We start from the raw sequence: 15,315 nt of genomic DNA on the forward strand, positions 1-15,315 counted from the left end.
GGCCAGATATTCGGCGGCCGTACGCAGGAACCGCGGGTTCTCCGGGTCCTGGGCGTTGATGGCGTAGAGCTGGTCGTCCAGCGCCGCCACCAGCTCCCCCTCCGGGCTGGCGCCGCGGCCCTCCTCCACGAAGAACCGGCCCAACACCGTGAGCAGCAGCGGCGCATGAGTGGCACGCAGCATCCGCCACGCGGGATGCCGCTCGCGCAGCGCCTCGATCTGCGCGTACTCCAAGTTGCGGCTCCTCGCGGTGGGTGGACTGTCGGTCGCGGCGGCTCGTGCGCCGAGGGGACAGTCTAGGAGCGGGGCGTGAGGGGTGCGCGGCGGGGCGAGGTCGGAAGGAGCCTAGTCCGCTGACCGGAGCGGCCTCGCGTGCCAGTCGTCATTCTGGTCGGCATACTCGTTGCAATATCGGCTACCCCACCCTACTGGGCGAACTCAATTTCCTGGCTCTTCCGCATCAGATTCAGGAGGCCCCTAAGAGGGGCGACTGCGAGAAAAGCTGCAATAACCTTACGCGGTGCGATGATTGCAACACAACAACGAATCCACGGTGACCCGCCGTCTCTCATTTCCCCATAATTATCCTGGGACTTGGCCAACTCGCAATATCGGATCTCTTTGGGCATCAACGCTAGGGCTCGAGCGAGGCGCTAATCGCAGTGCGCTGCTCCCCTCCGACTAACGCCGCCGCCTCTTTGGCCCGATGTTCCTATTTTCCGCCCGTGCCCCGACCCACAAACTACGGCGGCGCGTATAATCGCTTGCAGACCATCGACGGAAAGGACTAGTCCTCCGAAGCAGGGATGGACATCAATCGCGACCGCATAACCCGTTCAATAATAGTCCCTATACGAGCTTATAGACGGTAGGAAAAATGAAGTTTCTCTGCGTATTCACGTTCGGCTCCATGGTTATCGAGTCCGATGACCGAAAGTCGCTTGAGGATGAGCTCAAGGACCTTCACGGGTTTGTTCGGATTGAGTCGATTCGGTAGCCGACGGCGCCGCCAGCTGGCAATCCTTGGTGCCGACCCGCCTAGTTCTGTTCGCAACACGCGCCAACACCGATTCAGCCCCCTAGCTACCCCTCTGTCGCGACGTACGCCGCATTCCAGCGCGACTGCTCACCGTTAAGCAGGAGGTTGACCGTACCTCGGGCGAGCACAGCCTGACACTCGTCCAAATGTGCGTGCACAAAGCAGTGAGCACCGCTAACCTCAGAGGTTCCTTAACTGAGATCACCGCGAAGGACGCCCCACCTGTGAGTAGTACCGCCGTTTCCCAACCCACTCATGCAGGTCAGATTCCCTTCGCACCCGGCGTCACGGTCGAAGTCCGTGACGAGGAGTGGCTAGTCACCGCTGTAGAGCGCTCGGCCGCTTCCCCGACGGACGGGGGCGACGCTTACCTGCTCAAGGTCCGCGGAGTGAGCCCCTACGTTCGCGACACCACGGCGACTTTCTACACCGACCTGGACGACGTGACGCCGCTGGATCCCAGCCAGTCGACCGTCGTGGCAGACCCCTCCCCCGGCTACCGTCGCTCGCGGCTGTGGCTAGAGTCCACGCTGCGCCGCACCCCGGTGCCGCTGTACGACGAGTCGCTGGTGGTCTCCACGCAGATGCTGGCCGACCACCTCGACTACCAGCTCAGCGCGGTCCGCAAGGCGCTTTCCAACCAGACGCTCCGCCCACGTCTCCTCATCGCCGATGCGGTGGGCCTGGGTAAGACTCTCGAGATCGGGATGATCCTCGCGGAGCTCATCCGCCGTGGCCGCGGTGAGCGCATCCTCGTGGTCACCCCGCGGCACGTGCTTGAGCAGATGCAGCAGGAGCTGTGGACCCGGTTCGCGATCCCGCTGGTCCGCCTCGACTCTGTGGGCATCCAGAAGGTCCGCCGCACGTTGCCAGCCACCCGCAACCCGTTCACGTTCTTCCCCCGCGTGATCGTCTCCATCGACACGCTCAAGTCCGCCAAGTACCGCGCACAGTTGGAGCGGGTCCGGTGGGACGCGGTGGTGATCGACGAGGTGCACAACGCCACCAACGCCGCCACCCAAAACAACGAGCTCGCCCGCCTGCTCGCCCCCACCACGGAGGCGCTCATCCTCGCCTCGGCCACCCCGCACAACGGCCGCGCCGAGAGTTTCGCGGAGCTCATCCGCCTGCTCGACCCCACCGCGGTCGGCCCGGACGGCACCATCAACCCCCGCGACCTGCAGCCGCTTATCATCCGCCGCCACCGGCACAGCCCAGAGGTCGACGGCGAGGTGGGCGCACAGTGGGCCGTGCGAGCCGAACCGAACAACATCCTCGTGCCGGCCTCACCGCAGGAGACCGCGCTCGCCCGCGAACTCCGCGACACGTGGACCCGCCCGGGCGTCCAGTACCCGTCGGGCGACAACCGCCTGTTCCCCTGGACCCTGGCCAAGGCGTACCTCTCTTCCCCCGCCGCGCTGATCGAGTCGGTGACCAACCGTCGCAAAGTCGCGTCCGGCCCCGTCGAGCTCGCCGCCCTGGACCGCCTGGAGGAGCTGGCCGAGCAGGTCACACCGGCCTCCAGCGCCAAGTACCAGCGCCTGCTGTCCTACCTCCGCGAGATCGGCATCTCGCCGCGCAGCGATCAGCGAGTGGTGATCTTCTCCGAGCGCGTGCGGACCTTGCACTGGCTGGCGGAGAACCTGGCCAAGGACCTCAAACTCAAGTCGGACGCGGTCGCGGTGATGCACGGCGGGCTGTCCGACCAGGAGCAGATGGACCTGGTCGACGGCTTCAAGCGCGCGTCGAGCCCGCTGCGTGTCCTGGTGACGGGCGACGTGGCCTCGGAGGGCGTCAACCTGCACACCCAGTGCCATCACCTGGTGCACTACGACATCCCGTGGTCGCTCATCCGCATCCAGCAGCGCAATGGCCGTGTGGACCGCTACGGGCAGCGCACGCCCCCGGTGATCACCACGCTGCTGTTAGATCCCCCTGAGGATGCCGCGCCCGGCGACCTGCAGGTCCTCACCCGGCTCATGGAGCGCGAGTACGAGGCCCATTCGCAGCTCGGCGACGTGGCCTCGCTCATGGGCGCGCATTCGGAAGCCCGCGAGGAGGACACCATCCGCGAGGTGCTGGCGGGGAAGAAGGACTTCGACGACGCCGTGCGTCGCCCGGAGGATGTCCTCGCCGCTGCCGATCAGGTGGATGACGACGACGAGTTGGACTTTGACGACATCGACGCCTTCCTCGAACAGATCTCGATGAGCGGCACCGACGAGCCCGCCGGCTCGGCAGCGGCAGAGTCCCACCGGCAAAGCGTGTACGAGTCGGAGGTGGACTACCTCGAGGACGCCCTCACCGAGGCGTTCCACAACGAGCCGCAGTTCCCCAGGGTTCGCGGGGGCGTGGCGTGGCGGCGCAACGCCAACGACACCGCCCAGCTAGAGCCGACCGACGATCTGGCCCGTCGGCTGGACCTGCTGCCGGAGGACTACGTCCGCGCTCGCCGGGTCCGGGAGGAGCTGATTCTGGCCACGTCGGTGAACCGCGGCAAGCAGTCGCTGGCGGAAGCCCGAGAGGGCATCTCCGAGACCACCTGGCCGAAGGCTCACTTCCTCGGCCCGCTGCACCCGGTCTCGGATTGGGCTGCGGACCGGGCACTGGCGTCGATGGCGCGCCAGGAGGTACCCGCGGTCCGTGGCCGCGTGGACTGCCCCACCGTCCTGGTGATGGGCACACTGATGAACCGCCGCGGTCAGGTGGTGACCCGGGCGTTCTCCGCCGTGGAGTTCCCCGCCCCCGAGCTGGCCGCCGCGGAGCCCATCGAGGACCCGTACGCCTGGTTGAAGGAGATCCGCCTCGCCGTCGGCGCCACCAACCCCGGCCCCGTGGCCGACGCCGCGGAGCTCTCCACTCTGATCCCCCGGGCTGTCAAGTCCACCACGGGCTCGCTAGAGACGGTCTTCGCCCAGGCCGGTGCCGAGGCCGACCGCCGCATCACCGCCTGGCGCGAGCGCTCTCACGAGTGGGAGAACCAGGCCGATGAGCTGATCAGCAGCGCCCGCCTGACGACCCTGTCCCGGCGGGTGAAGGAGGAGGCCGAGCTCGCCGAGCAGCTCCGGCCGGAGCAGCGGCTGGTGCGGCCCCTCCTCGTCGTCGTCCCCCTCGACCATCCCATCGCGGAGACCTCCGCCCCGACCACCTCGCAGGAGAACAGCTGATATGGCCGCCGACAGCGCGATCGTTAACGTCGACGAGTGGATCAGCGAGCATTACCTCACCACCGACGAGACCAAGCAGTCCTACCTGGCCCGGGTGCGGGCACTGGTCAAGGGCTGGAAACAGGATGCCGGCGAGGGGGCGGTGTCCCCGCTCAAGCGCCTGACCTCGGCGCGACAGTCGCTGCTGGTGTCGCTCTCGCAACTCTCCGCCGGCGACGAGGGCGAGGAGGCCCTGCCTGCGTCGGAGGAGGACCGGGCCGAGCTGCGCCGGGCGTTGGGGTACGGCACACCCGGCGACCATTCGTGGACGCGCGGGGAGACCACGTGGCACGCGCAGGCGTGGGCCGGCGACGGCGTGGTGCTGCTGGAGGTCGCCCCGGTGGACACGGTGGAGGACCTGCGGTCGGCGCCCGTGCTCGGCGAGGTGTCGGCCGACGGCAAGCCCATGGAGGCGGCCGTGGGCAAGGTCGTGGGCGAGCTGTTCGTCTCCGACGCCCCGCCGGCCTTCGTGGCGGTGCTGGCAGGCCGGTGGTTCCTGCTGGCCGAGCGAGAGTCGTGGCCCCTGGGCCGGTTCCTCGCAGTGGACCTGCTGCTGGCCCTCGAGCGCGGCGACACCAGATCGGGCGGGGAGATCGAGCGCGTGTTGGCGGCGGTCTGCCGCGAGTCGCTCGAGCGTCGCCCCGACGGCACGGTGTGGTGGACCGAGACGCTGGAGGACTCGCGGCAGCACTCGGTCAAGGTCTCCGAGTCACTGCGCGGGGCAGTGCGGGAGTCTATCGAGATCATCGCCAACGACGTCCTGGACCGGCGCCGGGCGCGGGGGATGTCAGTGGAGGACGTGGACGGGCAGGTGTTGGCGCGTCAGTCGCTGCGGTACTTGTACCGGATCCTGTTCCTGCTGTTCGCCGAGGCGTCGCCGGAGTTGAAGATCCTGCCGGTGGGGTCGACGGAGTACGACGACGGCTACGGGCTCACCCGCCTGCGGGACCAGATCCTCTCCCCGCCGGCCACCCCGCGCGAGGAGCAGGGCACTTATCTCTACGACTCGTTGTCACTACTATTCCGGCTAGTCGACGGCGGCCACCACCCCGTGGACGAACCGGGCGTCGCGCCGGGCCTGGAGTTCAACGAACTCTCGGCGGATCTGTTCTCCCCGGTGGCGACCTCGCTCATCGACGAGGTGCAGCTGTCCAACATGGCGCTGTATCGGGTGCTGGGCAACCTCCTGCTCACGCCCGAGCAGCCGGGTAAGGACCGCGGGTTCATCTCCTATGCCACGCTCGGGGTGACCGAGTTGGGGCAGGTGTACGAGGGCCTGATGTCCTACACAGGCTTCATCGCCACCGAGGACCTGTGGGAGGTCGCACGCGGGGGCGACGATTCCAAGGGGTCGTGGGTGGTGAACCACGCCGACTCGCTGGAGGTCTCGGCCTCGGACCGGGTGGTGCGTCGTAACCCGGTGACGGGCGAGGACGAGTGGGTCCGGCACCCGCGCGGGTCGTTCGTGTTCCGCCAGTCCTCGCGCGACCGGGAGCGGTCAGCCTCGTTCTACACACCGCAGGTGCTCAGCGAGTTCGTGGTGGGTCAGGCCATCGAGGAACTCGAAGCCACGGGCCGGATTGATCGCGCCGAGGACATCCTCACACTGTCCATCTGCGAGCCGGCGATGGGCTCGGGCGCCTTCGCCGTGGAGGCCGTCCGCCAGCTGGCCGAGCTCTACCTGGAACGCCGCCAACGAGAACTGGGCACGGAGATCGACCCGGAGCAGCGGACCGCTGAGCTACAGAAGGTCAAGGCCTACCTCGCCCTGCACCGTGTCTACGGGGTGGACCTCAATGCCACGGCCGTGGAGCTCGCCGAGATCGCACTGTGGCTCGACACCATGACCCCGGGGCTCAAAGCCCCGTGGTTCGGCTTGCACCTGCGCCGTGGCAATTCACTGATCGGTGCCCGGCGTGCCACCTACGCCCCCACCCAGGTGGAGAAGAAGCAGTGGCTCACCGCCGAACCCCAGGATGCCCCGCTGAGTGCCCTCGCGGCGGCAGTCGACGAGGAGTCCGGGTTCGATCCGTCGGTGCGCGGACGCATCCACCACTTCCTCCTGCCCGCCGCCGGCTGGGGCGCCGCCGCAGATGCCAAGGACCTCGCACCATACGTTGGAGAAGCGCAGAAGGAACTCAAGGCGTGGCGCAAGCAGATCACCGCCAAGCCCACAAAGACCCAGGTGCAGCGGCTGACGGAACTTTCCGAGCGCGCGGAGAAGCTGTGGCAACTGTCGCTCGTGAGAATGCGTATCGCCGAGGACCAGGTGCGGCGGGAGATCGATGTCTACGGAGCCGAGCTCACCGCTCCAATCAACCCGGTCCCTCGGGCGGAGATCGAGAGGTCGTTCGCTGATCGCGATAGCGCATTCCGCCGCCTCCGGCTGGCGATGGACGCGTGGTGCGCGCTGTGGTTCTGGCCGCTCACCCAGGCCAACGTGACCGTCGCGGGAGAAAAGGTCGAACCACCGACTCTAGAACAGTGGATCGGCGGTCTGGAAGCTCTCCTCGGGCGCGCTTACTCGGACACCCCGAAGGGCCGCGGACGCCGGGCCCCCGGGGAGGGGCAGATAGTTCTGGGTTCAAATCTCACCTGGGAGCAGATCGACCAAGCCGAGGACTTCGACCGAGTCTTCGCGGGAGAGAAGCCGGTCGAAACCGTACTGGCGAACCATCTGTGGCTATCAGTCTGTGAGCAGGTTACTCGCGACCAGGGCTTCTTCCACTGGGAATTGGACTTCGCCACCGTGTTCGCCGCCGACGGCTTCGACCTCCAAGTGGGTAACCCGCCCTGGGTACGGCCCCGCACTGACGAAGATGCGCTCTGGGGCGAGACCGATCCCTGGTGGATTCTCGCTCACAAGCCAACTCAAGCCGCCAAGGCTGAGCGTCGCGAACTTACGGTGACCCGGTCCGGGGCTGTGGACACGTTTACTACAGGAATTGCAGAAACAGTTGTAACGTCCAAGTACCTCAACGACACCACACAGTATCCGCTGCTCACTGGTCAACAGCCGGATCTCTATCGGGCGTTCATTCAGCGAGCATGGCGCTCGGCCGGCGACGCCGGAATCGTCACCCTCATCCACCCCGAATCTCATCTAACAGAAAAGGATGCCGTTCCACTAAGACGAGCATCTTACCTCCGATTGCGTCGTCATTGGAAGTTCAATAACGATCTCCAACTATTCGATATTGGAAAGTCTCGAACTTACGGAATTCATATCTACGGTTCCAAGCTTAGTGAGCCAACATTCCTAAACGCGTCAAACTTAGTTCACCCAAAGACGGTTATTGATTCCATAAGTCACGATGGCACAGGCCCCCTTCCCGGCCATGGCCCAGAAGCGTCAACCGAAGCCCTCCGACCTCATCGGGATCGCATTTCCACCATCCGGACTGAAAATATTGAGGTTTGGCACAAACTTCTCGAAGAGAGCGCCACCCCAATTCTAGACTCCCGAATAGTCTACACCACATCGAATCTAGAGAATCGCTTATTGTCGGCAGTTTCATCGTTTGAATCAATCGACAATTTCCGACTTTACGCGTCGAGATGCTGGGATGAGTCGATAGATAAGAAGAAGGGCTTCTTCGAAACCGAATATCACATCCCGGCCACCTGGAAAGACGTAATTCTTCTTGGCCGACACATATCGAACTCCAACCCTCTCTCAAAGTATCCTGCATTAGGACCAAACGGTCGCGAGCGAATGCTCGAGGTTGACCTGGAAGCTATCGGCGATCACTTCATCCCCGGCGTCTCATACCGACCAACATCCAATTTACTGTCATACAATAATTCGTTCCCGAAGGGCAAGAACGGAACTGCCGCAGAGGATATCAGGGATCGATTCCGGCTCGCATGGCGGACAATGGCAGCAAATGATAGTGCCCGCACCCTTTTCATTGCACTCATACCCCCCTTAGCCGGGCACATAAATGGGATGCACTCTGCAACAACCCTAGACACCAAGAGAGATGTACTCATCGCCACGGCAGCTTCCAGCCTGCTGGTTGATTTTCAATTAAGATCACTCGGCATACTGAACATTTATAACGAAGTGATCGGGAGGATGCACTTTAATATCGAAAGCGAGGCATTAGGGCTGGCGGCCAGCCACTTCCTTCGACTGAACTGCTTGACAGAAGCGTATGCTCCTCTTTGGGAGGAATGCACTGGCACCAAGTGGAGCAAGGAAATACCGCTTCGAGCAGCCGAAGAGAGGCGAAAAGCTGAAATTTCAGTTGACGTTCTCGTCGCAATTTCCCTCGGCGTAGGAATTGATGACCTGTGCAATCTATTCAGGAGCCATTTCTCGAAACTTGCAAGAAACGAGTCGCGCATCCTGTTCGATTCAAACGGGCGCAAAGTTCGAAACGAAATCATTCAACTTGAACGCAAGCTCAGGCCCGGGCAGGAGCTGAGCGTAGACGAGCGGACCTGGACGCACCCCCAGTCCGGTGCGACCTACGTGTTCGAGTACCCCTTCCGGACCCTCGACCGCGAGACCGACATGCGGGCCGCCTACGAGCGGTTCGAGCGTGAGCTGGCCGAAGGGACGCTCCGGTGAGCGCGCTCCTCCCACTGCAGGCCGCCGAGCAGCTCAAGGATGGAATCGGCGAGTTTCTGTCCACTACGTTCGCTCTGTCGGACAAGGCAACGCTCTCCGCGCTCACGGACTTCGTGTCCAGCGCCAGCACGGGCATGTTCCACGGCCCGTATGTGCGCACTCGCATGCCGTTCACTCCCGCCGCAGACGGTGCCATCGACAATCTGGACTGGACGCCAACCAACTTCCCGTTCCGCCCGTACGTCCACCAGGCGCAGGCCTTCGCCCGCCTGTCGAGCAAGCCCGCGCCAGACTCGGCCGAGCCGTGGCGGCGTCCCGACCCCACCCTGGTGGTGACCGGCACCGGCTCCGGTAAGACCGAGTCCTTCCTCTACCCGGTGCTTGATCACGCCCGCCGCGCCCGCGCCCAGGGCGTCCGGGGGGTTAAAGCTCTGCTGCTGTACCCGATGAATGCCCTGGCCACCGACCAGGCCGAGCGTCTCACCCGGCTGCTGACCACCGAACCGGCACTCTCCGGGATCACCGCGGGCCTGTACACGGGTGAGGCCTCCGGATCGGGGCGCACCACCGTGAGCGAGGCCGGGCTCATCACCGACCGCGCCACCATGCGCGAAGACCCGCCGGACCTGCTGCTCACCAATTACAAGATGCTCGACCAGCTTCTACTCCGTGCCGAGGACGCCGACATCTGGCGCATCTCTGCCGCCGGACTGCAGTACGTGGTGCTGGACGAGTTCCACACTTACGACGGCGCACAGGGCACCGACGTGGCGCTGCTGCTGCGTCGGCTCGGCTTGGTGGTGGGAGCCCACCTCGACGCTGCCACCACCTCCCCCGTCCCCCGCACGGAGGCCGACCGCGCCCGGCCACTAGGTCGGATCACCCCCGTGGCCACCTCGGCCACCCTCGGCGACGACGGCGACGCCACCGCCGTCCGGACGTTCGCCGCCACCGTGTTCGGCGAGGACTTCCCCTCGGAATCCGTCCTCATCGAGTCCCGCCTCACCGTGGACCAATGGACCGGGCTGGACGCCGAAGGGCGTATCCCGGTGGAAACCGCTGTCTCGCGCGCGGTGATGGCCGAGCTCGACCAGGCAATTCGGGATCGGATCGAGTCGGGCGACGCCCCGGCGGAGGCCACCTACTCAGAGGTCGCGACCCGCGTCTGGGGTCTCACTCCCGACGCGGAGCTGGACGATGCAGTGGAGGCGCTTCGCCGTCACGAACTCACCGCCCGCATCCTAGCCCACTCCTCCCGCGCGATGAGCATCACCGATCTGACCGCCGCAGTGTTGCCGGCCGATCACGGGCGCAGCCCGACGGAGACCGAAACATTCCTCGTCCACGTCCTGGGGGCGCTGAGCCATGTCCGGGCCGAGGTCACCGCCGCCGACTCCAACGCCGGGCGCCGGCTACCCAGCATCGAGGCCCACCTGTGGGTCCGGGAACTGTCGCGACTTGACCGCGCCGTCCAGTCGACCGTCGCCTATCACTGGCACGACGACGGCCCCGACCTCGCCGCCGCGGCCTCGCGCGAGGGCCACGGGTTCGGTGACCGCGACTACCTCCCTGCCATCTACTGCCGCCACTGCGGCCGGGCCGGCTGGATGACGGCCTTCGAACCCGGCACCGAGAAACCAGTTTTTGAACCGGCGACGATCCGCCGCAAATCCGTGACCGATCCGACCGAGCTGCGTGCACTCATCGGCGCCGACCAGGAGGTCAGCGCCGCTCACGAAGCCGGACTGCCGCTGTCGCAGGTGCGAGCCTCCCGGGACTCGGGCACCTCGCTCATGTGGCTCGACCCCATGCAGGCGACCCTTCACAGTGCCGACGCCTACGGCGCCTCGGAGCAGGACGTCCGCATCGTCCCCGTACTACTCCACACGGGCCTGGCGGCCAAGGAGAACTCCGAGCGCCGGACCTGCCCGGCCTGCGGCACCCGCGACTCCATCCGCTTCATCGGCTCGGCGGTGGCCACCCTGCTCTCGGTGGCTCTGTCCAACCTCTTCGGCCTCCGCGGACTGGATCCGGCCGACAAACGCACTCTGGTGTTCAGCGACTCGGTCCAGGACGCCTCCCACCGCGCGGGGTTCGTCCAGGCCCGCTCCCACGCCTTCGCGCTGCGCACCGCCATCACCACCGCCCTCGACGGCGGCGAAGCCTTCCTCGACGACCTGGCCCGCGACGTGGTGTCCGGAGCCGACAGCCCGGTCGAGCGGTACCACCTGCTCCACCCGTCGATCGTCGAGCGGGCCAACTTCACCGCGTTCTGGGACCCCTCCGCCACGGCCACGCAACGCCGGAGCGCCTCGCGGCGGGTGCGGGAGCGGTTGCTGTTCGACCTGTGCCTGGAGTTCGGGCTCCGCTCGACCGTCGGCCGCACCCTCGCCCTGACGGGTACCGCCGTCCCCAGCGTGAACATCCCCTCCGCCACCCTGCTCGTCACCGCACGGCGGGTATGGGATTCCCTCGCCGTGCAGACCACTCTCACCGAGTCCGAACCCGCAGACACCACCCTGGAGGCGTGGGCACGGATCATCATCGAGCGCATCCGCCAGCGCGGCGGGATCAACCACCCGTGGCTCGCCAAGTACCTGAGCTTCGACGGCAACACCTACCACCTCGCCAACCGTCGTGCCCGCGCCCGCGGGGTGCCGGGTTTCCCGGTGGGCGGCTGGCCCACCTTCCCTCGGGTGGGCTCGACCCTGGCCAAGGACGGCTACCACGACGGCACCGACGCGGTGGCCAGTAACCGTTCCTGGTACGCCCGCTGGACCGCCCGGCACCTGGGTGTCACGCCCGACACCGCCCAGAAGCTCGTCGCCGCCCTCATGGAGCAGCTCGCCGCCGAGGCGCACCTCGAGGCGGTGACCACCGAATCCGGCGCCACCATCTACCCGCTCGATCCGGCGAGCATCCTCGTCGCCACTGAGGCCGAGCCCGCCGAGCTGCGGTGCGACGTGTGCCACAACGCCACGCCCGCCGCCGCCCCGGTCCGCGACGTGGTGGAGGGCGCCCCGTGCCTCACCGTGGACTGCACTGGGCACCTGACGGTGGAGGGGATCGATACCCGGAACTACTACCGTCGCCTCTACCATTCCCATGACAGCCGTTCGGTGGTCGCGCGCGAACACACCGGCCTACTGCAGCCCGCCGAGCGGGCGATGATCGAGACCCAGTTCAAGTCCGCCTCTGAGGCACCCGGCGCACCCAACGTGCTGGTGGCCACTCCCACGCTGGAAATGGGCATCGACATCGGCGACCTGTCGTCGGTGATGCTCTCCTCCCTGCCCGGCTCCGTGGCCAGCTATGTACAGCGCGTGGGCCGTGCTGGACGTCTCACCGGCAACTCCCTGGTCGTTGCCCTGGTCCAGGGCCGCGGTACCGCTCTGCTGGTGGTGCACGACCCGCTCTCGCTCATCAACGGCAGCGTCCAGCCCCCGGCGGCGTTCCTCTCGGCGGCGGAAATCCTGCGCCGACAGTTCATCGCCCACGCGATCGACAGCCTGGTGCTGGAGGGGATCCACCCCACCGACACACGGGCCAGGGCTGTGTTCTCCTCGCACCCCGGTTCGTTCCTCGCCCTCCTGCGCAAGGAGTTGCCGGAGCGGGTGCAGGCAATGCTCGACCGGTTCCTGGCCAGCCTCGGCTCCCACGTGGGCGAGGCCGCCACCCGCGACCTGGGGGAGTGGGCCACGGGTGTCACCGCCCAGGGTGACCCGGCCCCGGTCACGCTCGACTCGAGTCTCAAACTCGCAGCGGACCGCTGGCAGACCGACTATGCCGAACTGTCATCGCGGCTCGACGCGTTAGACGCAGTACTCGTCGGACTCCGCGAACGCGCCGAGAGTCCCGGCGCCACCGACCAGGACAAGGACGACCTGCGTGCAGCATTGGCCTCCCAGAAGGCCACCGTGGCCCAGAAAAAGGCCCAACAGACCGAATACTGGATCGCGGCGCTCGAACGCTACGGGTTGCTGCCCGGTTACCAGCTCCTCGACGACACCGTGGACCTGCAGGCGTCCATCACCACCTACGACCCCGACACGATGGAGTTCGACGCCACCTCGGCGACGTTCACCCGGTCGGTCTCCTCGGCCCTGACCGAACTCGCCCCCGGCAACTCCTTCTACGCCGACCGGATGCGCATCGAAATCTCCGCCGTGGACATGGGTGCCGACGGCGACGCGGTGGAACGCTGGCGGGTCTGCCCCGCCTGCAGCTACGCCCGCACCGAAGTCGCGGGCACCGGCCCCGGTTCCTGCCCCGCATGCGGTGCCGCCGGGTTCGCCGACACCGACCAGGTGCTCGACGTGGTGCCGCTGCGCAAGGTGTCCGCGCAGGTGGTGCGCGATGCGGCCACCGTGGACGAGCGGCATGACGAACGTCGTCGTCGTCGTTACTCCGTGGCCCGCACCCTCGCCTGGGAACCCACCGACGCCGCCCCCGCCTGGTTCGTGGACAACAACGGCTTCGGCGCCCGCTACCTGCGGCGCGCCGACATCCGGTGGATCAACCTCGGCACCGGCGCAGGGAGCACCCGACTCGTCGGCGGCACCCAACCGTCCGCGCCCCAGTTCCGAGTGTGCGGCTACTGCGGGCACCTCGACTCCGAGGCCGGCGCTAACAGCCGCCGCGACCACCGCCCCTGGTGCCCTCACACCACCGCGTCCGAGGAGCCCAGCGTCCACGTCGCCCTGGGCCGAGCCCTGTCCACCGAAGGTGTGTTGCTCTACCTCCCACCCGCGGTGTCCACGTACGACACCATGGTGCTGCCCAGCCTCACCGCTGCGCTCCGGCTCGGCTTCCGGCGGGTCCTGGGCGGCGACCCCAGCCACCTCGACGTGGCCACCGTCACCGTCCCCCAGGTGGGCAAGCCCTCCCCCGCGCTCCTGCTCCACGACACCGTGCCCGGCGGCACCGGATATCTGGCGGATTTCACCACGCCCGAACGCGTGTGGGACCTCCTCCACACCGCCTACCTCGCCGTGCGCGACTGCTCCTGCGCCGACGAGCACCGGCTGGCCTGCCCACGTTGCCTGCTGGCCCACGCCAGTGGCGGTGACGCCGACCGCACCTCCCGCGCCGCCGCGGAGAGCGCCCTGCTCGCACTCCTGCGCGGGGCCGACAAGAACGACGACGCCGAACCGACACGCGGCGACTGGACGGTGGTCACCACCCAGACCATCGACACCGAGGGCGACTCCGCGCTGGAGGTGCGCTTCCGGCACGCGCTGCGGACATCCCTCGAGGCCGCGGGCGGCACCATCACCACCGTGCCCGACGGCAAGTACACCGCCCTGCGGATCCGGATGCCCGGCTCTCGGCTGACCTGGATGCTCCGAGCCCAGAACCACATCCACGAGGCCGGGACGACGCCTGACTACGTGCTCGAGGCCGACGACCCTCACCAGATGAGGTTCGCCGTCTACACCGACGGTTACACCTACCACGCCAGCCCCGTGCACAACCGGGTCGACGACGACGCCGGCAAGCGCTCCGCGCTGCGCGACCTGGGCTGGATCCCCTGGGCCGTCACATTCGCCGACCTCGAGGAACACGACTCGGCCGGGCCGCCGGCGACGTGGGAGCATCAGAACTTCGTCAAGGCCTTCGCGGCGCCGCTGGGGATCTCCCCGGGGCTCCTCAACGACGCCGCCAGGGACCCCGTGAGCGTGCTCGCCCGCATCCTCACCGATCCCACGCCCGACGTGTGGCGGAACGTCGGACACGCGAGTGCTGCGTACTGGTTCGCCACCGGCGACCGCGTCAAGGCGCGGTCCGAGCACACCCGTCGGTTCGCGCAGCTCGTGGTGCAGGGGCATCCGCGCCAGCCGTCGTCACTGAGCGCCGAGCTGGTAATCGACGACTCCGACGGTGCCGTGGCCAGCGACGGGTACCGCGAGGACTGGCAGTGGTGGCTTCGCGCGGGGAACCTGCTCTCGCTGCGCGGGCAGAACACGGCGGTCGGGACGCGGCGCGACGTGGCGCGGGCCGAAGACATCGAGGCCGAGCTGAAGGCGATGATCGCGGAGTCGGAGGGAGCCGGGGCTGTCGAGACGGATAGCGCGGAATCGGCGGCCGGCGGGGTGTCGGTGGCCGATCCGGATGCCGGGGCCCCCGCTGCGGGCGACGCCGACGGCTCGGAGGGTCCGGGTGTCGGCGAGTTGCCCGAACCGTGGCGCGAGCTCGCCGAGGAGATCGACCCCGACGACCCCGACGCAGAGGTCGAAAGCGCGCTCTTCCGGGCATTGGCCGAGCTGGCCGTGCCGTTGCCCGACTACGGCGAGGAGGTTCACGGCGTGATCGCCAACGTTTCCTGGCCGGACGCGCGGATCGCGGTGTTCGTGTCGCAGTCGTCGGATAAGGTCCGGCCGATCGCCGAGGCGGGTTGGACCGTGATCGACGCCGGAATCGAGAACGGGGACCCCGTGGCCGCGGCCGCGGCGGTCAGGGACGCGCTGGCGCAGCGCGGCGGAGAGAGGGCTTGA

At 67.1% G+C, this 15,315-nt stretch carries 4 protein-coding genes; 3 read left to right on the top strand and 1 reads right to left on the bottom strand.

The window, feature by feature from the left end; genetic code table 11:
* A partial coding sequence (locus DCI01S_RS12745) for a DUF3375 family protein (RefSeq protein ID WP_156482599.1) occupies positions 1 to 234 on the bottom strand: 234 nt, incomplete at its 3' end.
* A gap of 1,029 nt (positions 235 to 1,263) precedes the next feature.
* Between DCI01S_RS12745 and DCI01S_RS12750 the strand changes: the two genes are divergently transcribed.
* The 3 genes from DCI01S_RS12750 to DCI01S_RS12760 are packed head-to-tail and all read left to right on the top strand — an operon-like array spanning position 1,264 to position 15,315.
* A complete protein-coding gene (locus tag DCI01S_RS12750; RefSeq protein ID WP_156482600.1) occupies positions 1,264 to 4,206 on the top strand; it encodes a DEAD/DEAH box helicase in 2,943 nt (980 codons plus the stop codon).
* Between the two features lies 1 nt (position 4,207).
* Positions 4,208 to 8,821, top strand: coding sequence for an Eco57I restriction-modification methylase domain-containing protein (locus DCI01S_RS12755; protein ID WP_061229578.1), 4,614 nt, complete (start codon positions 4,208 to 4,210; stop codon positions 8,819 to 8,821).
* On the top strand, positions 8,818 to 15,315 hold the full coding sequence (locus DCI01S_RS12760) for a DEAD/DEAH box helicase (protein ID WP_061229579.1): 6,498 nt from the start codon (positions 8,818 to 8,820) through the stop codon (positions 15,313 to 15,315). Before DCI01S_RS12755 ends, DCI01S_RS12760 begins: the two co-directional genes overlap by 4 nt.

Source organism: Dietzia cinnamea NBRC 102147 (genome assembly GCF_001571065.1).
In the GTDB taxonomy this organism is placed as follows: domain Bacteria; phylum Actinomycetota; class Actinomycetes; order Mycobacteriales; family Mycobacteriaceae; genus Dietzia; species Dietzia cinnamea.

What these genes read in the sequence shown, in the direction of transcription:
- DCI01S_RS12755 (WP_061229578.1), top strand. Translation starts at nt 4,208, where the DNA reads ATGGCCGCCGACAGCGCGATCGTTAACGTCGACGAGTGGATCAGCGAG.